Below are 19111 nucleotides of genomic sequence, written 5' to 3'. Positions count from 1 at the left end.
CAGCCTATTTATGCGTCTTGCCAACTTAACCCCGGATGCCATGTGTTCAGTAATCAGGTTTCCAACACACTTGGTCATAGGTACAAACGTAACTACCTATTTTTGACATCGTCTTTTGCGCTAACGAGGCTTCATCATTGGTTCACTTGCGTTCAACTCACATAAACTTACCTTCGACATTCTTTGATGCCGTTTTTCTTTGTCGCTCACCACATTACAGTTTCCTAATAATGCAGCACAAAGTGGTTTAGTAACTACTCCTGAAAGTCGTCACTGATAGACCTACTATCATCTGTTTTAAAGCATCAACAACTACGTTGTTGTTCAAGTCACACACATTCGCGCGCTTCAAGTAGTTTGAGACTAAATTAAGCCCTATATTCGGATTTGCCAAATCTTCCAAATACAAAACCAATTTCAAATTAAGCCTAATGCCCAAATTGCTTGTAGCGTGTGTTAGTGGCTGTAAACTAGTACCAAGGATATAAATTATCAATTGTAAACTTTTTAATTCTTTTACTTTTTAATAGATTATTTTCTGAATTTATCGTTTCGGTTAAACAATTGTAATATATTTTCTTTCCGTTTTTCAAGTTTAATTTAACATAGTAATAATCGCTCCAAGGATTTCGCCCTTTCCACGACACAATATGTTTTTCCACTTCCAAAACTTCCTGATATAAAATATTTTCTATTTCAGCATCTGTCTCAATTTCTAAATGATTTTGTTTGAAAGTTATTTTTCGATTTTTATTTAGTATTTCGTAGCGATAATTCAAAATAAACCCTGGAACGGTAATTGAAGAAAGTACCAGGAAGATAACGCTTGAGCCATAAATATTTTTATTGATTGTAAAATTTTCTATTTCAATATAAAGTATGACTATCAATATTAGGAAACCAAAAATTGACATTGATAACAACACAATTGAAGGCATGATATAATTTAGATTTCTCTTATATTCCATAATTCGTTTTTTCTGCTATTTTTCGGTTTTATAGTCACTAACTTGCAAATACGTCTTACAAAACCAGACCAATCTACCTCATTTTAGGTGAATAAGTCTAAAAACTACCAAACCTTTATTCTTTCCCCAAATATATTCTTTTTCCTCCTAAAAACATAAAATTTTTCTGAAAGTTTCTCTCGTGTTTTGGGTGTTGTATCTGCTGTCTGAACACTGACAATTACCGTCTTAAAAGCGTGAGGGATGGGAGCGGCATCCTCTTGGGGCGGGGTTCGCCCCAAGAGATATAGCGGACTGCCCGACCCCCGATTTCCGAGATAGTGTGGGTTCAAAGAAAATGGGTTTCGGGGGGCACGCCCAAATGGTACTTCTCAACAAATACAGTGGTTTTCAAAAAAAATTGTGAAATTGAATTTGTAAAACGTTTCAAAGCCTTATTTTTGCGCCATGGCAAAGAAAAATACAGACAAAGTTGTCTTTCATCAGATAAAAGTCCTTGATGCTGGAGCAAAAGGCGTGTCGGTGGCTAAAGCGCCCGATGGTAAAGTAGTGTTCATCTCGAATGTCGTGCCTGGCGACGTGGTAGATGTGCAAACGTTCAAGAAAAGAAAAGCCTATTACGAAGGCAAAGCGGTGAAGTTTCACGAGTTCTCGGAACACCGCGTTGACCCAATTTGTGAGCATTTTGGGGTGTGTGGCGGTTGCAAATGGCAAAATATGAAGTACAGCCAGCAATTGTTTTTTAAACACAACGAGGTTAAAAACCACCTGCAACGTATTGGTAAAATTGAATTACCGGATTTCGAACCAATTTTGGGTTCTGAAAAACAGTTTTTCTACCGTAACAAAATGGAGTTTTCGTTCTCAAACAGCCGTTGGCTAACCGAAGCCGAGATTGGAAGCAGCGAGGAATTGGACAATAAAAATGCCTTGGGTTTTCATATTCCGAAAATGTGGGACAAAATCCTAGATATCAATAAATGTCATTTGCAAGAAGACCCTTCGAACGCCATTCGCAACGAAGTGCGTGAATTTGCCAATGCAAACGGTTTGACATTCTTTAACCCCAGAGCGCACGAAGGCTTGTTGCGTACGCTAATGTTGCGCACCGCATCGACTGGCGAAATTATGGTGTTGATTCAGTTTTTTGAAGACGACCAAGCCAATAGAGAGTTGTTGTTGGATCATTTGTATGCCAAATTTCCGCAGATTACGTCTTTACAATACGTGATCAACAACAAAGCAAACGATACCTTGTACGATACGAACATCAAATTGTACAAAGGACGTGATTACATCCTTGAGGAAATGGAAGGTTTGAAATTTAGCATCAACGCCAAGTCGTTTTACCAAACCAACTCGGATCAAGCGTACGAATTATACAAAATCACAAGAGATTTCGCTGGATTGACAGGTAACGAAACGGTGTATGATTTGTACACAGGAACGGGAACTATCGCTCAGTTTGTGTCGAAAAAAGCCAAAAAAGTAATTGGGGTTGAAAGTGTGCCCGAAGCGATTAAAGACGCCAAAGCGAATGCCGAAAGAAATAACATCACCAATTGTGAGTTCTTTGTAGGAGATATGAAAGTGGTCTTCAACGAAGCCTTTATCGCGCAACACGGCAAACCAGACGTAATCATCACCGATCCACCAAGAGACGGAATGCACGCGGCGGTTATTGATCAAATCTTGAAAATTGAGCCTCAAAAAGTGGTGTATGTGAGTTGTAATTCGGCTACACAAGCTCGTGATTTGGCTTTGATGGATGAGAAGTACAAAGTGACGCGCGTTCGACCTGTGGATATGTTTCCGCAAACGCATCACGTGGAGAATGTGGTGTTGTTGGAACGTCGTTAGTTTTTGTAAACATATAAGTCATTTGAATTTCTTTTTAATGGTTTGTGTATTTTTTAAACCATATAAGGCATTCAAGGGCATGTAAGGGTTGTGGGTAATTTTTAAACATATAAGTCGTTGAAGTTTCTTTTTAATGGTTTGTGGTTTTTTGAAACCATAGAAGGCATTCAAGGGCATATAAGGGTTGTGGGTAATTTTTATAAACATATAAGGCATTGAAGTTTCTTTTTAATGGTTTGCGTGTTTTTTAAACCATATAAAGCATTGAAGAGCATATAAGGGTTGTGGTTAATTTTTAAACATATAAGTCATTGAAGTTTCTTTTTAATGGTTTGTGGTTTTTTGAAACCATAGAAGGAATTCAAGGACATTTTAGGTTTTTCTTGGCGGACTTGGCGTAAATCTTTGCGTACTTTGCGGTTAGGTTTTTAGACCATAGAAGGAAATATAAGGTTGAGCATAAATAATGAATAGATATAGAAATCATTTGAGTTTTTTTTGTAATCTTCAACAACTACTTAAATGATATAGCCGTATAAATAAATAGTTTTAAATGAAAAAAATAACGCTTTTACTGTTGGTGTTTTGTTTCTCTTTTTCGAGTTGTGAGAAAGATGATATTTGCGATGCCAATACGCCTACTACACCTAGAATGGTGATTAAATTCTTCGATATCAACAATCCAACGGTTGAAAAAAGCGTGTCGAATTTAAAAGTAATAGGCGAAGGGATGACCGATGGTGTGATTTTTAATGCTTCGTCTTCGGGAGAATCAAAATTTTTGGCGAATACTTCAAAAATTTCGATTCCGCTGAAAACCAATGCCACTACGACTACTTTTAGCTTTACGCTAAATTCTGGCAGTACCAATACCGCCTTGGTCAATACGGATGTGATCAAATTCAACTATACCACCAACGAAGTCTATGTCTCTAGAGCTTGTGGTTTCAAAACCTTGTTCGAAATGAGTGCTACTACACCATTTGAACACACGGATGGTCCCGCCTCTGATACCAAATGGATGACAGTAGTGCAATTGCAAAAAACTAACATAAACAACGAAAATGAAACACACCTTTCTATCTTTTTTTAGTGGCTGCTTGCTCTTTTCTATGTTTACTGTTCAAGCACAAGAAACGACTTCGACTACTACACCTCCTAAAGCCACCAACATCCTTCCTGCAAAACCAAAGCAAGAATTAGAAAAATTACCTGCCAAAAAAAAGGACACTGTTGTTCCTCCAAAATTTAATCGTTATGGTCTAAGAGTAGGCGCTGATTTATACAAACTGACCAGAGGTTTGTACGACAGCAACTATAAAGGTATTGAGTTGGTAGGAGATTATCGAATAACGAAAAAATATTTTTTAGCTGCCGAATTGGGTTCTGAAAACAAAACCACCGAAGACGACCGTTTGACTTCGACTGCCAAAGGTTCTTACCTAAAAGCAGGATTCGATTATAACGCTTACGAAAACTGGTTGGATATGGAAAACATCATCTCGATTGGGATGCGTGCTGGTTTTTCGAGCTTTAGCCAAGAATTGAATAGCTACAAAATCTACAATCCTAATCCATATTGGGGAGAAGTTCCTGTTGTGGTTGCGGGAAAAAATTACAGTGGCTTAACGGCTACTTGGGTAGAAGTGGTGGCAGGAGTAAAAGCCAAAGTATTCAACAACGTTTTTGTGGGTTTCAGTTTGCGATTGAACCGCTTAATTACCAACAAAACTCCAAGTGGATTTGATAATTTGTACATTCCTGGTTTTAACCGAACGTATAATGGTGATTTTGGCGTAGGTTTTAACTACACTGTTTCGTACTTTGTTCCGCTGTATAAGAAAAAAGTACTTCCTGCTGAAAAAGCAAAAAAAGAAGAGAAAAAGCCGAAGAAATAGAAAGCAGAAGGCAGAAGGCAGAAAGCAGAAGGCAGAAAAAAAGCGTTTTTACTAATCGTAAAAACGCTTTTTTATGCTTGGAAATTATGAATCAGTTCTACAACTGACCAATCCATTATCCTATGATTCGGACTCCTTTAAGAAAAATCCAAGACATAAATAATTTTTCGCCGTCTTTCGTTTTGGCTGCTTGAAATTTAGGTGCCAAAATTGTACCCAAAGCAAATGCGGTTAACGGAACCCAAAAACCTATTAAACCTGTATAGGTTCCCACTAAATAGCGAAAACCAACAAACAAAATGGCAAAACACCCCAATTGGTATAGAAATGCTCGTACTTGTAATTTCGTCATATCAGTCCCCTATCCCGTCGCGGCGGGAAATCCTATTAGGGGTAAATAGGTTTTTATGTTTGACTATTAAATTTAAAATATATCCTTTTCAACTTTACCTGCAGGACTACATTCCCCCTTCGGGGGTTAGGGGGCTCTGAAACTTGGTTCTTTTACTTCCTTCATACATTTCGTATTTCACCAAACGCGCTTCTAAACTAGCGTTAAACAATTTGATTTTTCGGGAAGGTTTTAAACCGACAAATTTCAAAGCATCTAAATTCGCAGTAATAAACCACGCATTGGTGCCTGGATAATTCTTCTTCAAAGTATCGCCAATGTTTTTATAAAATTCTTCCATATGAATATCTAATCGCTCGTCATACGGCGGATTAAAAACCATATGCAATTTGCCTTCGGTAGTTTTCTCTGTATCAAAAAAGTTTTCCTCAGCAACCTTTACGTATTCGTCTAAATTGGCATTTTTGATATTGTCTTTGGCTTTTTGAACCGCACTTGGCGCTTTGTCATAACCAGTAATCGTGTAATGAAACTCTTTTACTTTTTTCAGCAAACTGTCCATAATTTGGTCAAACAAATCATTATCCCAATCCTTCCATTTTTCAAAAGCAAATTCTTTTCTGTTGATATTCGCAGGAATATTACAAGCAATCATTGCGGCTTCGGCCAAAAATGTTCCTGAACCGCACATTGGATCCAAAAAATGCCCTTGTCCTTCCCAACCTGATAACAATAAAATACCTGCTGCCAAAACTTCATTGATAGGAGCAATATTCGTAGCCGTTCTGTAGCCACGTTGATGCAAGGAATTTCCAGAAGTATCTAATGCCACCGAAACTTGGTCTTTGCCAATATGAATGTTGATTCGTAAATCAGGAAAAGCTTTGTCAATGCTTGGACGTTGCCCTGTGCGTTCTCTAAATTGATCCACAATCGCGTCCTTACACTTTTGAGACACAAACTCCGAATGGTTAAAATGATCCGAATGCACCGTTGCATCAATCACAAACGTTTGATTAGCATTAAGGTATTTTGACCAATTCACACTCGAAATGCCTTTGTAAAGTGCTGCTTCATTATTGGCTCTAAAAGAATAAATAGGTTTTAACACCTTTAATGCCGTACGTAAAGACAAATTGGCCTTATACATAAATCCTTTATCCCCCTTAAAACTCACCATTCTCACGCCTTGCTCAACCTCTTGCGCACCCAATTGGCGCAACTCTTTGGCCAATATTTCTTCAAAACCAAAAAAGGTTTTGGCTATCATTTTAAAATTCTCCATCGTATGCTATATTCCAAGTATTAAATTCCAAACTCCAAACGGTTTGAAATAGTATATTTTCTGCAAAAATACACTAAATTTGCCGGACTTAAATTAAATGAAAACGAATAAATGTCTGAAGACCACAAACCCACTATAAACCACCAAGAGCCTTCCACCAAAAATTGGTTTACCTCTTGGTTTGACACTCCTTACTATCATATCCTTTATAAAGAGCGCAATTATCGTGAGGCGCAAATTTTTATGGATAATTTGACGCAATATCTCAACTTACCCGATAAAGCAAAAGTTTTAGATTTAGCTTGTGGGAAAGGCCGTCACGCGATTTATTTGAGTCAACTAGGATATACCGTTTTGGGAGCCGATTTGTCTGAAAACAGTATTGCTGAGGCGAGCAAAAACAGCAACACCCATTTATCCTTCAAAGTGCACGATATGCGTGAACCTTTTGAGGAAAAATTTGACGCTATTTTCAATCTATTTACCAGTTTTGGCTATTTTGAAGATGAAGCTGATAATCTGAAAACTTTAATAGCCATCAAAGACAGTCTATCCGAAACAGGATTTGCAGTAATAGATTTCATGAATGTGAATCAGGTGATTGAAACCCTAGTTCCCGAAGAAGTTAAAACGGTAGACCAAATCGATTTTCACATCAAAAGATATGTAAAAGAAGGACATATTTACAAAGAAATCAGCTTTGAAGACCAAGGACAACACTATCATTTCACCGAAAAAGTAAGAGCCTTTAGTTTGAAGGATTTCCAAGAGCTAATGGACGAAGCTGGCATTTATTTGTTGGATATTTTTGGCGATTACAAGCTAAAAAAATTCCACAAAACCGAAAGCGAACGTTTGATCATGATTTTTAAATAAGTTAATCTTTTTAAACTTTAAACTTCTAAACCTTAAAAATCTACAAACCAATTAAATAAAAAAAATGAACTACCTCTTGCCTTTAATTGCAGTAATCCTTGGCTATGTCTTGGCATTAGTAATCAAGCCTAAAAAAAAATCCAATTTAAAACTCTTATTGGCTTTTAGTGGTTCATTTTTGCTATCGATTACTGTAATCAACCTCCTTCCAGATGTATATGCCACCAAAAATGATACAATAGGCATGTATATCATGTTAGGGATTTTATTCCAAATCTTGTTAGAATTTTTCTCAAAAGGAGCAGAACACGGTCATGTACACGGTCATGATAAAATGAGCCAAATTCCTTGGTTGTTGTTCATCAGTCTTTGTATTCATGCGTTTTTAGAGGGTTTCCCAGTGGGGCATCATCATGATTTGGCTATCGGAATTGCCATTCATCACCTGCCTATTGCTATTATTTTGACTACTTTTTTCGTGCAAGCCCAACTCGACCGAAAAGCCATTTTTGCCTTCATGATAACCTTCGCCATGATGACACCTTTCGGAACATTCGCTTCAGATTATATTCCCGAATTACAAGAGTACACGACAGAAATTACCGCCATCGTGATTGGAATTTTGTTTCACATCTCCTCTACGATCATTTTTGAAAGTAGCGAAGGACACAAATTCAACGTGGCCAAAGTATCGATGATTATTCTAGGAATCGCCCTAGCTTTTTTCATTTAAAAAATAATTTGGGCGTGCCCCATAGAGCAAAGCGACTTATTTATAGCCCCATTTATAAAGCCCCTTTGCACTATGCGGTCGGGCTTTACGCGCTACTTCGGTAGCCAGCTGCAAATAAATTCACTGAACACCTACGTAAATAAATGTGTGTGAAGTAATCCCTCACGCAAAAGAAAATGGTATTCAATAAATTCCTATTTTTACAAGATAACGCATTTATTAAAATTGTATTTTAGAAGCTTATAAATTAAGTCAACCGCAAAAATAAGTATGCAAGAAATCCAAAATTTAGTAGCCGTAATTAATGAAACTCAAACTTATTTTAGGCAACAAGCCCAAAAACAAGTCAATATTGGGCTTACTTTACGCAACTGGCTAATTGGTTACTACATTGTAGAATATGAGCAAAAAGGCAAAGACAGAGCGGTTTATGGAGAAAATTTATATAAAGAAATTGCCAATCGATGTAAGCATATAAAAGGGATGTCTAAATCCAATCTATACATCTATAAAACATTTTATCAGCTATATCCAAACATTTTCCAGACAGTGTCTGGAAAATTATATATTAATGACTTACAAAGAAATACAATTTTACAGACAGTGTCTGGAAAATTGATAGCCGAGCAAAACCAAGCAGAAAACAACGAAATTGTAATTTTACAATCACCGAGTAAAAAATCTATTCTGGACATTGAAAAATCAATAAATCATTTGAGTTTTTCTCATTTTATAGAATTGATAAAACAAGACAATGATGCCAAACGCGATTTCTATGAGTGGCAAAGTATCGAAAATAGCTGGTCGGTTCGAGAACTACAAAGGGCGGTAAACAGTATGTTGTTTGAACAAACTGGTTTAAGTTTTGACAAAGAACAAGTCATAAAAAACCAACAGAAACAATTGCCACTAGTTGCCGAAGATTTTTTCAAAAACCCATATGTTTTAGATTTTTTAGAACTTAAACAAGAAACATCATATTCTGAAAGTGATTTAGAACAAGCAATTATCGATCACTTACAAAGGTTTTTAATTGAATTGAGCAAAGGTTTTTGCTTTGAAGCTAGACAAAAACGCATCACTTTTGACAATACACATTATTTTATTGATCTCGTATTTTACCATCGTATTTTAAAATGTAACATTATCATCGACTTAAAATTAGGTGAATTTACACACGCAGATTCAGGTCAAATGAATGTTTATTTAAATTATTACAACGAAAATGAAAAACAAGAAAACGATAATCCACCAATTGGATTAATTTTGTGTGCAGGTAAAAACGAAAGTTTGGTAAAATATGCAACGGCTAATTTAACACAACAAGTTTTCGTCTCTAAGTATTTAATAAACTTGCCTAACGAAAATGAACTTAGAAAAATCATCGAAGAAGAACAAAACAAATTTAAATAAATGACCTTCACTAAAACCACCGAACAATCCTCAAAATACGAGCATTTAGAAAAAATGTCGGTTCAGGAATTGCTGCACAATATCAACCAAGAAGACCAAACAGTTCCATTAGCAGTTGCAAAAGCTTTACCCCAAATCGAAACCTTGGTAAACGAAATTGTGGCCAAAATGAAACTAGGAGGCCGCCTTTTTTATATTGGAGCTGGAACTTCTGGACGATTAGGTGTGGTCGACGCATCGGAATGTCCACCAACTTTTGGCGTTCCTTTTGATTTAGTTGTTGGTATCATCGCTGGTGGAGACAAAGCCATCCGCAGAGCTGTAGAAAATGCCGAAGATGATGCGGAACAAGCTTGGAAAGATTTACAACAATTCGACATCAATGAAAATGATGTGGTCATAGGTATTGCTGCTTCAGGCACAACTCCTTATGTAATTGGCGGTTTAAAAGTCTGCAACGAGAAAAAAATCAGTACTGGAAGTATTTCTTGTAATGCAGGAAGTCCGTTGTCACAAACTGCTAAATTCCCAATCGAAGTCATTGTAGGTCCAGAGTTTGTAACCGGAAGTTCGAGAATGAAAGCAGGTACCGCTCAAAAATTAGTCCTCAATATGATTTCTACGGCTACTATGATTCAGTTAGGCAAAGTAAAAGGCAACAAAATGGTCGATATGCAATTGAGCAACGCCAAATTAGTAGACCGTGGCGTGAAGATGATTATGGAAGAAATTCCAGTTTCCTACGAAAAAGCATCCGAATTATTGGCCAAATACGGAAGCGTTCGAAAAGCGGTAGATAACTTCTAACTTTTCATCTTTCACTTCTCACTTCTAACTTCTCACTTCTAACTTCTCACCTCTAACTTTAAATGGCAACCAACAAAGACTTTTTATCCAAAGGAATCAAATATTTATCGGGAGCTTTGCCCCTACTCTTCCTTGGCCCGTCTATCATTTATAACGCCTTTATGAACCAACATACGAATTGGCATTATTTGGTACTCGGCATAGGAATCATAGCTTGTTTGGCTTCGATGTACTTAATCTTTACAGGCCTTAGATGGATTATGAAAGCTTTATTTAACGACTAATGGAAAACCTAATTAACGTTCAGAAAACCTTCGAAAAGGTCATCGCTGTTGATCAAAAAATAAACCATCGCGAATTTGAAGATTGCGTGTTTAAAAACTGTGATTTCTCCAATAGTGATTTATGCAACAATACCTTTATGGATTGCGAGTTTATAGACTGCAATTTATCTATGGTGCAACTTGCAGCCAGTAGCTTAAAAACCGTTCGTTTCAAAAACTGCAAACTCTTGGGCATTCAATTTCAAGGATGTGATGATTTTTTATTCGATGTGGGTTTTCAAGATAGCGTGTTGGATTATGCTTCTTTCGCCAATAAAAAAATGCCCAAAACCCAATTTTCAGGGTGTTCGCTCAAAGAAGTAACTTTCATTGGGACACAACTGAACAATAGTGTGTTTGATAATTGCAATCTTGATCGTGCGATTTTTAATGATACCCAATTGGCAGGAGCCGATTTTAGAACCGCATACAATTACAGCATTGACCCCGAATTCAATCCTATGAAAAAAGCTAAATTTACAACACAAGGAATCGTAGGCCTTTTGGATAAATACGATATTAAAATAGAGTAGTTATGGAGCAAAATGCAATCTATCTTGAAAGTGTAAAAAAGCAATTTTTGTATTATAAATTGTTGGGAGAAAAAGCTATTAATCAATTAGCTGAAGAACAATTGTTTGTAGCTTTAAACAACGATACTAATAGTATTGCCTTGATTGTAAAACATTTGTCGGGAAATATGCTTTCGCGTTGGACAGATTTCTTAACTACCGATGGTGAAAAGGATTTCAGAAATAGAGATGCCGAATTTGAAAATAATTGGAGTACTAAAGAAGAAGTAATGGCGCATTGGGATAAAGGCTGGAATTGTTTTTTAAATTCTCTTGAAAGTCTTCAACCAGAGCAATTGAATACCATCATTTACATTCGAAATGAAGGACATACCGTTATGGAAGCCATAAACAGACAATTAGCTCATTATCCTTATCACATTGGGCAAATTGTCTTCTCAGCTAAACAATTGAAAAATGGAGACTGGGAAAGTTTATCCATCCCCAAAAACAAATCTCAAAGTTACAATGCCACAAAATTTGCTCAAGAAAAGAAAAAACAACACTTTACCGATGAAGAAACGCATCGATTAAAAAACCAATAAAATTATAAAACCTAACTGTAAGTATTTCAGTATATATGAAAAAAACAATAAGCGCATTGGCTATTTTAAGTATGATTTCCTGTTATAACGTGGACCGTAAATGCTCCGATTTTAAAACAGGGAAATTCAAATTTGAGTACGAAGTAAATGGTATCAAAAAAACAACCCTTTTCGAACGCAAAGACAGCATCGAAATTGAGACTTTTGAAGGCAAAACCGATACAGCCACCATTCGTTGGGTCAACGATTGCGAATATGTAATCCAAAAAAAACATCCAAAAAATATGGCGGAAGAAAAAGCCATACAAATGAAAATCCTGACCACAACAGCTAATTCCTATACCTTCGAATTCGGAATGGTGGGTTCAGATGCCAAACAAACTGGCACCGTAATTAAACTTTAGTACATTGTATAAAAACGTAAATCTTAACTTTTAACAAAACCTAAATGGAAGTATTTCTGAATCCTGATGCATGGATCGCCTTATTGACCCTAACTTTTCTAGAAATTGTTTTAGGAATAGACAACATAATTTTTATTTCGATTGCCACAGGAAAATTACCCGAAGAAAAACGCAAAAAAGCCACCAAAATTGGAATATTTTTGGCCATGTTCATGCGAATCGCTTTATTATTTGGAATCAATTTGTTGATTCAAATGAAAAAACCATGGTTTACCATCGACTGGGGATGGTTACAGGCAGGTATTACCGGTCAAAGCATTATTTTACTGTTGGGTGGTCTGTTTTTGATTTATAAAAGCACCAATGAAATCCGTGAAAAAGTAGATGAAAAGGGACATGAAGAAAAAGAATTAAGCAAAGCAGCCACCAAATCTTTCCAAAGTGTCATTCTACAAATCATTATGATCGATTTAGTTTTTTCTTTCGACAGTATTCTTACTGCGGTTGGGATGACCAATGGCGTTCCTGGAGCTATCTATATCATGATTACCGCAGTAATTGTTTCGGTTTTCGTTATGATGCAATTTGCTGTTCCGGTAGGTAATTTTGTAAACAAACATCCATCTATTCAAATCTTAGGATTATCCTTTTTGATTTTGATTGGCTTTATGTTATTGACAGAAAGTGCGCATTTATCCAATGCTTCAATCTTTGGAAGTCACGTCACGCCAGTACCTAAAGGCTATTTATACTTTGCCATTTCATTTTCTTTGTTTGTCGAAGTATTGAATATGAAAACCAAAAAGAAATACCACTAAAAATAAGCTTCCAAAACTGGAGGCTTTTTTTATGCGGCTATTTCACTTTTTAGTACATTACAAAACAAGAAAAATAGCACTAAAACATTCATAATGAAAAATACCATTTCACAGAGAGTTGCCGATTTTTTGAAAAATTATCCGCCTTTCAGTTTTTTAAACTTAAGAGAAATCAATACTTTGTCAGAAGAGGTTTCTATTATTTATAAAGAAAAAGACAGTATTGTTTTTGAAGAAAATGAAGGGGCGCATGATTCGTTTTATGTCATCCATAAAGGGGCTGTTGCCTTGAAAAAAGGAAGTAATAACGAAATCATCAATATTTCAGACGAAGGCGATCTTATCGGTTTAAGACCTCTCATTACGCACGAAAATTACAAAATGGAAGCACGTGCTCACGAAGAAAGCATCCTTTATGCCATTCCGAGTGACTTATTCAAACCTTATGCCTTAAAAAACAAGGATGTAGCTAATTTTTTGATTGAAAGTTTTGCTTCAAATACCGAAAATCCCTATTCTGAAAGTCATCGCGGCAAACTTTATGGCGAAATAGTGAATGAAGAAATTTTGGGCAGTAGCCAAAAGCTTTTAGATTTTCAACCTGTCAAATACTCCAAAAAAATCATTACTTGCACGCCCTCAACACCAGCCAATAGCATTGCCGAGATGATGACCAAAAAAAATGTGGGCGCTATTTTGGTTGTTGAAAACGAACTCCCCATTGGTATTGTAACCGACAAAGATTTAAGAAATAAAATCGTGACGGGAGCCTTTCCTATTACAGCTCAAGCGGCCTCTATAATGAATAGCCCTGTGATTACGTATCCAAAAAAAATGACAATCACGCAAGCCCAAATGGCTATGATTAAAAGCAATATTAGCTATTTGTGTTTGACTAAAGACGGAACGCCAAATACCAAAGCCGTTGGAATCCTCTCCAAACATGATGTAATGGTAGCCATTGGCAACAATCCAGCTGTACTTATCAAAGCCATCAAAAGAAGTAAAAAAAGCAAAGAAATAAAGCCTATCAGGCAAAACATCATGCGATTGTTACAAGGATATATTGACCAAAATATCCCTATGACGCTTACTACAAAAATCATCACTGAATTGAATGATGTATGCATCCAACAAGTCATCAAACTTTCGCTAAAAAAAATGAAAACTTCTCCTCCAGTTGCATTTTCATGGCTGGCGTTAGGAAGTCAAGGCAGAAGTGAGCAATTGTTGCATACGGATCAAGACAATGCATTAGTATACGAAGATGTTGCAGAAGAAAAAGCTACCGAAACTAAAAATTATTTCTTAGAATTGGCAACTCATGTCAATAAAGGATTGTTCGAAATTGGATACGATTATTGTCCAGCCGAAATGATGGCCTCTAATCCCAATTGGTGTTTGAGTGTATCCGAATGGAAAAAGAAAGTATTGCATTGGATAACCAATACAGGCAAAAATGAAGTCTTATTGTCCTTTATCTTCTTTGATTATTCGTTAACTTACGGTGATAGTAAAATTGTAAATGAATTATCTGACTATATTTTTGAAACGATAAAAGCCAATCCAGTATTTTATCTGCATTTAGTTAGCGGTGCTTTGCAAAGTCCGTCACCTACTGGTTTCTTTAGACAATTTTTAGTAGAACAAGACGGAGCAAACAAAGACACCTTCAATATCAAAAACAGAGCCTTAATGCCGCTTGCCGATGCCGCACGACTATTGATTTTATACCATTCTGTAAAATCAATCAGTAATACCGCAGAACGCTTTGAAAAATTAGCAGAGTTAGAACCTAACAATCGAGAACTGTATTTGTCTTGTGCTTATTCCTATAAAGCCTTACTGAAATTTAGAACCAAACAAGGCCTATTGCATAATGATTCTGGGCAATATATTGCTTTGGATTCCCTTACCAAACTCGAAAAGATAAAACTCAAAAACACGTTTAAAACCATTAAAGATTTGCAAGAACTGATTACCGTTCGATTTAATGCCTCAAACATATTATAATGAAAGATTTTATTAAAAAAATATTGCCTTTTATTAAATCAAAGCGTTTCAGCACAAGTACTCCAGCCGAAAAGAAATGGACTATATCTGCAATTGAAGCCACACGAATTGTAGTTCTTGATACCGAAACCACAGGATTTGATTATTTACAAGATTGCATTTTATGTATAGGAGCTGTTTCGTTACAAAACAATACGATCTCGTTGAAAGATAGCTTTGAAGTATTCATAGAGCAAGATCATTACGATCAAAATAGTGCTAAAATTCACGGAATATTAAAACAATGGATTTTGGATCGTCCGACTGAATTAGAAGCTTTACAACAGTTCTTAGAATATCTAGGTGATGCTGTTATTGTGGCGCATCACGCTTATTTTGACATTGGAATGATCAACAAAGCATTAGAAAGAAACGGTCTTCCCCGACTAAAAAATAAAAATTTAGATACTGCCACATTGTATAAAGAAACCTTGCTAAAATCAAACTTATTAGAAAAAAAAGACAACTACAGCCTTGATGAATTGGCAGATAAATTTGATATTTCAAAAAAAGACAGACATACCGCAATGGGCGATGCATATATTACAGCTATTGCTTTCCTTAAAATCATCCATAAATTAAAGCACAACAAAGATTTCAACTTGAATGATTTTTTAAAATAAATGAAATAACCACCAGAGACTAACCTCTTTTACCTTTCTACACAACTCTTTTAGTGCTATAAAATGTAAATACAATAGCTATTTTGCTATTACAATTATGGTACTTATTTCGATAGCAGATTACTTTACCCTATGTTTCTACCTTCGAATATTTAGCTTGATTATTTGACTTTTTAAAAAGTATGCATCGAAATATCAAAGCTACTTACAAAAACGCATGATTTCCCTTTGCAAAAGATCTTTTATTACACATTACTCAATAATTAATTAAAACTTTTATTGCATCAAAAAAAAAGTAACCAAAAAATTGTATTTATAAAAATATAATCTATTTTTGTGTAATCGATTACATTGAATATTTTAATTCCTTATCCAATAAAATATGAACAACGCTAACCTTGGAAACTACCGCTGGAAAATTTGTAGTTTATTATTCTTCGCAACCACCATTAATTATTTAGACCGACAAGTACTTTCGTTAACTTGGAATGATTTTATTGCTCCAGAATTTCATTGGACAAATAATGATTATGGGAACATAACCGCTTTATTTTCTATATTTTATGCAATATCATTACTATTTGCGGGAAGATTTGTAGATTGGCTAGATACCAAAAAAGGTTTTTTATGGGCTATTGGCATTTGGTCATTTGGCGCTTGTATACATGCTTTTTGTGGCATAGCCACTTCGGGCATCATCACAGGAAATTGGTTGGTAGGTTTTGAAGGTGCAAAAGAAGCCATCAAAACAGTAAATGACACCGCTATGGTAATCAATGTAAGTGTTTATTTATTCATTTTTGCCCGATTGATATTAGCCATAGGCGAAGCTGGAAACTTTCCTGCAGCCATCAAAACAACAGCTGAATATTTTCCTAAAAAAGATAGAGCCTTTTCTACTAGTATATTCAACTCTGGAGCCACAGTTGGTGCTTTGGCAGCGCCAATTACAATTCCGTTTATTGCCAAATCCTTTGGATGGGAAATGGCCTTTATTATCATTGGTGCATTGGGATTTGTATGGATGGGGTTTTGGGTTTTCATGTATGATAAACCCGAAAAACACCCAAAAGTAAGTGCCGCTGAACTAGAATACATTCAGCAGGACGATATAGCCGATAGCAAAATTGTAGGCTACATTCCTGAAACAAGTACAAAAGTTTCCTTGATGGAATGTTTCAAATACAAACAAACTTGGGCTTTTGCCTTTGGTAAATTTATGACCGATGGAGTTTGGTGGTTCTTTTTATTTTGGACTCCAGCCTATTTAAGTTCTGTATATGATATGGATGCTACAGAAGCTGCATTGCCTTTATTTGTGTTATACATGATAACCTTGTTATCAATTATTGGAGGATGGCTACCCACCTACTTTGTGGATAAAAAAGGCATGAATCCTTATGAAGGTAGAATGCGCGCCATGTTAATCTTTGCATTTTTCCCATTATTAGCTTTGATTGCACAACCTTTAGGCTACATCAGTTATTGGATCCCTGTTATCATTATTGGGATTGCGGGAGCCGCACATCAATCATGGTCTGCCAATATTTTTACTACTGTTGGCGACATGTTTCCCAAAAAAGCAATTGCCACCATAACAGGAATTGGTGGATTAGCTGGCGGCTTGGGTTCAACACTAATCAACAAAGGATCAGGAATGCTATTTGATTTTAGTAAAGAAACTAATATGGCGTTTATGGGTTTCAAAGGAATTGAAGCTGGTTATTTCATCATTTTCTCTATTTGTGCCGTGGCCTACTTAATTGGCTGGAGTGTGATGAAATCATTGGTACCAAAATACCGCCCTATCACTGATTTATAATAGAAATAAATATTATTTTTTAAGATTAACAAAAAAACAAAACGAATTTCATATAACTTTTATACTTTTGTGCAATCGATTACAATATAAAATATCATGACAAAATACAGCTCTAGATACGCTTCTAATCCGCAAGCGGTAAAACAATATGATACCAAACAATTAAGAGATGAATTCTTGATAGACAACCTCATGGAGGAGGGAGAAATCATATTAACCTATTCTCATTACGATCGTTACATTGCGGGTTCTGCTGTTCCCACTATTCCGTTAAAACTTGAAACCATAGACCCACTAAAAGCCAATTATTTCTTAGAACGCCGAGAAATGGGAATTATCAATGTGGGTGCGAACGGAACAATTGTAATAGACGGTATAAGCTATGAATTAGGTTTCAAAGACGCCCTTTACATTGGCAGTGGAAACAAAGATATCCTCTTCAAAAGTGAAGACCCCAAGAATCCTGCTAAATTTTATATCAATTCAGCACCTGCACATACGAGTTATCCCACGAAAAAAGTGAGTTTGGCAGAAGCCAATAAACTTGAATTAGGCAGCATGGAAACAGCCAATCACCGTACCGTAAACCAAATGATCATTGGTAGTGTGGTAACTACCTGTCAGCTACAAATGGGAATGACTGAATTAAGACCTGGAAGTGTTTGGAATACTATGCCAGCACACGTACACGACCGCCGAATGGAAGTCTATTTTTATTTGGATATTCCAGAAAACCAAGCCGTTTGCCATTTTATGGGAGAACCACAAGAAACAAGACATCTTTGGATGCAAAACCATCAAGCTGTGATTTCTCCACCTTGGTCCATTCATTCGGGTTCAGGAACAAGCAATTACTCCTTCATTTGGGGAATGGCTGGCGAAAATTTGGACTATGGCGATATGGATGTTTGCAAAATCACCGATTTAAGATAAATACTAACTTATTAAATAAAAATATATGTCAATCAACCTTTTTGATTTAACTGGAAAAACCGCATTGGTTACTGGAGGTGTTCACGGATTAGGAATGGCAATGGCAAAAGGACTAGGACACGCAGGCGCAAAAATCGTGGTAAACGATCGCGCTTCGAGAGAGACGGTAGATCAAGCAGTGGCAGAATACAAATCTGTTGGAATCGATGCATATGGTTACGTTTTTGATGTAACCGATGAAGCAGCCGTAATCGAAAACATTCAAAAAATAGAAGCCGAAGTAGGCCCAATCGATATCTTAATCAACAATGCAGGAATCATCAAAAGAATCCCCATTATTGATATGGAAGTTGCAGATTTTACCGCTGTTGTCAACGTAGACTTGATTAGCCCTTTCATTGTTTCCAAAAATGTAGCCAAAGGAATGATTCAACGTGGAGGTGGAAAAATCATTAACATTTGTTCGATGATGAGTGAATTAGGAAGAGATTCGGTTAGTGCTTATGCTGCAGCAAAAGGAGGTTTGAAAATGTTAACCAAAAATATGGCCACAGAATGGGCTAAATTCAATATTCAAACTAACGGAATTGGTCCAGGCTATTTTGCTACTAGTCAAACTGCACCCATTCGTGTAGATGGTCATCCTTTTAATGAATTCATTATCAGTAGAACCCCTGCCGCTCGTTGGGGTGACCCAGATGATTTGCAAGGTGCTGCCATCTTTTTAGCTTCGAAAGCAAGTGATTTTGTCAATGGGCATATTCTTTATGTAGATGGAGGAATATTGGCCACTATTGGAAAACCTTCCAACGAATAATAACTTTTAA

Annotated in this window: 20 protein-coding genes; 17 read left to right on the top strand and 3 right to left on the bottom strand. The window is 36.2% G+C overall.

All coding sequences use genetic code 11. The features are described from left to right. Positions 1–470 precede the first annotated feature (470 nt). The gene (locus WFZ86_RS15400; RefSeq protein WP_342692757.1) at positions 471–968 is read right to left on the bottom strand and encodes a PH domain-containing protein; all 498 of its coding nucleotides are present in this window, start codon (positions 966–968) and stop codon (positions 471–473) included. A gap of 447 nt (positions 969–1415) precedes the next feature. Here WFZ86_RS15400 and rlmD point away from each other — a divergent pair, with 447 nt between their 5' ends. The 3 genes from rlmD (at position 1416) to WFZ86_RS15385 (ending at position 4726) form a co-directional block, all read left to right on the top strand. Continuing rightward, a complete protein-coding gene (gene rlmD / locus WFZ86_RS15395) occupies positions 1416–2828 on the top strand; it encodes a 23S rRNA (uracil(1939)-C(5))-methyltransferase RlmD (protein WP_342692756.1) in 1413 nt (470 codons plus the stop codon). 553 nt (positions 2829–3381) lie between these two features. Continuing rightward, positions 3382–3921 carry a DUF6452 family protein gene (locus WFZ86_RS15390; RefSeq protein WP_342692755.1) on the top strand — a complete coding sequence of 180 codons (540 nt, stop codon included), beginning with the start codon at positions 3382–3384 and terminating at the stop codon, positions 3919–3921. Next, complete coding sequence (locus WFZ86_RS15385) at positions 3893–4726, top strand: DUF6048 family protein (RefSeq protein WP_342692754.1); 834 nt, start codon at positions 3893–3895, stop codon at positions 4724–4726. The genes WFZ86_RS15390 and WFZ86_RS15385 overlap by 29 nt, the downstream gene beginning before the upstream one ends. Before the next feature lie 115 nt (positions 4727–4841). On the opposite strand, the gene WFZ86_RS15380 is transcribed toward WFZ86_RS15385, so the two are convergent. Further along, the gene (locus WFZ86_RS15380; RefSeq protein WP_342692753.1) at positions 4842–5078 is read right to left on the bottom strand and encodes a hypothetical protein; all 237 of its coding nucleotides are present in this window, start codon (positions 5076–5078) and stop codon (positions 4842–4844) included. 106 nt (positions 5079–5184) lie between these two features. Next, positions 5185–6363 (bottom strand): THUMP domain-containing class I SAM-dependent RNA methyltransferase, encoded by a 1179-nt coding sequence (locus WFZ86_RS15375; protein WP_342692752.1) that lies wholly within the window; start codon positions 6361–6363, stop codon positions 5185–5187. Between the two features lie 111 nt (positions 6364–6474). On the opposite strand from WFZ86_RS15375, the gene WFZ86_RS15370 reads away from it, so the two are divergent. The 14 genes from WFZ86_RS15370 (at position 6475) to WFZ86_RS15305 (ending at position 19101) form a co-directional block, all read left to right on the top strand. Beyond that, the gene (locus WFZ86_RS15370; protein ID WP_342692751.1) at positions 6475–7239 is read left to right on the top strand and encodes a class I SAM-dependent DNA methyltransferase; all 765 of its coding nucleotides are present in this window, start codon (positions 6475–6477) and stop codon (positions 7237–7239) included. Positions 7240–7303: 64 nt separating this feature from the next. Further along, a complete protein-coding gene (locus WFZ86_RS15365; protein WP_342692750.1) occupies positions 7304–7972 on the top strand; it encodes a ZIP family metal transporter in 669 nt (222 codons plus the stop codon). A 270-nt stretch (positions 7973–8242) separates the two neighbouring features. Continuing rightward, positions 8243–9385, top strand: coding sequence for a PDDEXK nuclease domain-containing protein (locus tag WFZ86_RS15360; RefSeq protein WP_342692749.1), 1143 nt, complete (start codon positions 8243–8245; stop codon positions 9383–9385). Next, positions 9386–10192 carry an N-acetylmuramic acid 6-phosphate etherase gene (gene murQ / locus WFZ86_RS15355; protein WP_342692748.1) on the top strand — a complete coding sequence of 269 codons (807 nt, stop codon included), beginning with the start codon at positions 9386–9388 and terminating at the stop codon, positions 10190–10192. It abuts the gene before it with no gap. A gap of 62 nt (positions 10193–10254) precedes the next feature. Continuing rightward, positions 10255–10476 carry a DUF6095 family protein gene (locus tag WFZ86_RS15350; protein ID WP_315142069.1) on the top strand — a complete coding sequence of 74 codons (222 nt, stop codon included), beginning with the start codon at positions 10255–10257 and terminating at the stop codon, positions 10474–10476. Further along, positions 10476–11048: a pentapeptide repeat-containing protein gene (locus WFZ86_RS15345; RefSeq protein ID WP_342692747.1), complete on the top strand. Its 573-nt coding sequence runs from the start codon at positions 10476–10478 to the stop codon at positions 11046–11048. The genes WFZ86_RS15350 and WFZ86_RS15345 overlap by 1 nt, the downstream gene beginning before the upstream one ends. Positions 11049–11050: 2 nt before the next feature. Continuing rightward, complete coding sequence (locus WFZ86_RS15340) at positions 11051–11632, top strand: DUF1572 domain-containing protein (protein ID WP_342692746.1); 582 nt, start codon at positions 11051–11053, stop codon at positions 11630–11632. A 35-nt stretch (positions 11633–11667) separates the two neighbouring features. Then, the gene (locus WFZ86_RS15335; RefSeq protein WP_342692745.1) at positions 11668–12036 is read left to right on the top strand and encodes a DNA topoisomerase IV; all 369 of its coding nucleotides are present in this window, start codon (positions 11668–11670) and stop codon (positions 12034–12036) included. Positions 12037–12080: 44 nt separating this feature from the next. Next, positions 12081–12854, top strand: coding sequence for a TerC family protein (locus tag WFZ86_RS15330; protein WP_342692744.1), 774 nt, complete (start codon positions 12081–12083; stop codon positions 12852–12854). Between the two features lie 93 nt (positions 12855–12947). Next, positions 12948–14867 carry a DUF294 nucleotidyltransferase-like domain-containing protein gene (locus tag WFZ86_RS15325; protein WP_342692743.1) on the top strand — a complete coding sequence of 640 codons (1920 nt, stop codon included), beginning with the start codon at positions 12948–12950 and terminating at the stop codon, positions 14865–14867. Beyond that, on the top strand, positions 14867–15529 hold the full coding sequence (locus WFZ86_RS15320) for a 3'-5' exonuclease (RefSeq protein ID WP_342692742.1): 663 nt from the start codon (positions 14867–14869) through the stop codon (positions 15527–15529). Before WFZ86_RS15325 ends, WFZ86_RS15320 begins: the two co-directional genes overlap by 1 nt. 382 nt (positions 15530–15911) lie before the next feature. Continuing rightward, on the top strand, positions 15912–17351 hold the full coding sequence (locus WFZ86_RS15315; RefSeq protein ID WP_342692741.1) for an MFS transporter: 1440 nt from the start codon (positions 15912–15914) through the stop codon (positions 17349–17351). Positions 17352–17447: 96 nt separating this feature from the next. Then, positions 17448–18284: a 5-dehydro-4-deoxy-D-glucuronate isomerase gene (gene kduI / locus WFZ86_RS15310; RefSeq protein ID WP_342692740.1), complete on the top strand. Its 837-nt coding sequence runs from the start codon at positions 17448–17450 to the stop codon at positions 18282–18284. A 25-nt stretch (positions 18285–18309) separates the two neighbouring features. After that, positions 18310–19101: a gluconate 5-dehydrogenase gene (locus tag WFZ86_RS15305; RefSeq protein ID WP_159683796.1), complete on the top strand. Its 792-nt coding sequence runs from the start codon at positions 18310–18312 to the stop codon at positions 19099–19101. Positions 19102–19111: the final 10 nt, after the last annotated feature.

The sequence above is a fragment of the Flavobacterium polysaccharolyticum genome (assembly GCF_038739875.1).
Lineage (GTDB): Bacteria > Bacteroidota > Bacteroidia > Flavobacteriales > Flavobacteriaceae > Flavobacterium > Flavobacterium polysaccharolyticum.
The sequence above is the reverse complement of the archived record's forward strand: the minus strand, read 5'-3'. Positions and strand labels throughout refer to the sequence as shown.

Coding starts and splice junctions, on each gene's coding strand:
- WFZ86_RS15340 (WP_342692746.1), top strand. CDS start 11,051: ATGGAGCAAAATGCAATCTATCTTGAAAGTGTAAAAAAGCAATTTTTG.
- WFZ86_RS15305 (WP_159683796.1), top strand. CDS start 18,310: ATGTCAATCAACCTTTTTGATTTAACTGGAAAAACCGCATTGGTTACT.
- WFZ86_RS15385 (WP_342692754.1), top strand. CDS start 3,893: ATGAAACACACCTTTCTATCTTTTTTTAGTGGCTGCTTGCTCTTTTCT.
- WFZ86_RS15400 (WP_342692757.1), bottom strand. CDS start 968: ATGGAATATAAGAGAAATCTAAATTATATCATGCCTTCAATTGTGTTG.
- rlmD (WP_342692756.1), top strand. CDS start 1,416: ATGGCAAAGAAAAATACAGACAAAGTTGTCTTTCATCAGATAAAAGTC.
- murQ (WP_342692748.1), top strand. CDS start 9,386: ATGACCTTCACTAAAACCACCGAACAATCCTCAAAATACGAGCATTTA.
- WFZ86_RS15365 (WP_342692750.1), top strand. CDS start 7,304: ATGAACTACCTCTTGCCTTTAATTGCAGTAATCCTTGGCTATGTCTTG.
- WFZ86_RS15380 (WP_342692753.1), bottom strand. CDS start 5,078: ATGACGAAATTACAAGTACGAGCATTTCTATACCAATTGGGGTGTTTT.
- kduI (WP_342692740.1), top strand. CDS start 17,448: ATGACAAAATACAGCTCTAGATACGCTTCTAATCCGCAAGCGGTAAAA.
- WFZ86_RS15320 (WP_342692742.1), top strand. CDS start 14,867: ATGAAAGATTTTATTAAAAAAATATTGCCTTTTATTAAATCAAAGCGT.
- WFZ86_RS15315 (WP_342692741.1), top strand. CDS start 15,912: ATGAACAACGCTAACCTTGGAAACTACCGCTGGAAAATTTGTAGTTTA.
- WFZ86_RS15345 (WP_342692747.1), top strand. CDS start 10,476: ATGGAAAACCTAATTAACGTTCAGAAAACCTTCGAAAAGGTCATCGCT.
- WFZ86_RS15390 (WP_342692755.1), top strand. CDS start 3,382: ATGAAAAAAATAACGCTTTTACTGTTGGTGTTTTGTTTCTCTTTTTCG.
- WFZ86_RS15335 (WP_342692745.1), top strand. CDS start 11,668: ATGAAAAAAACAATAAGCGCATTGGCTATTTTAAGTATGATTTCCTGT.
- WFZ86_RS15375 (WP_342692752.1), bottom strand. CDS start 6,363: ATGGAGAATTTTAAAATGATAGCCAAAACCTTTTTTGGTTTTGAAGAA.
- WFZ86_RS15360 (WP_342692749.1), top strand. CDS start 8,243: ATGCAAGAAATCCAAAATTTAGTAGCCGTAATTAATGAAACTCAAACT.
- WFZ86_RS15350 (WP_315142069.1), top strand. CDS start 10,255: ATGGCAACCAACAAAGACTTTTTATCCAAAGGAATCAAATATTTATCG.
- WFZ86_RS15370 (WP_342692751.1), top strand. CDS start 6,475: ATGTCTGAAGACCACAAACCCACTATAAACCACCAAGAGCCTTCCACC.
- WFZ86_RS15325 (WP_342692743.1), top strand. CDS start 12,948: ATGAAAAATACCATTTCACAGAGAGTTGCCGATTTTTTGAAAAATTAT.
- WFZ86_RS15330 (WP_342692744.1), top strand. CDS start 12,081: ATGGAAGTATTTCTGAATCCTGATGCATGGATCGCCTTATTGACCCTA.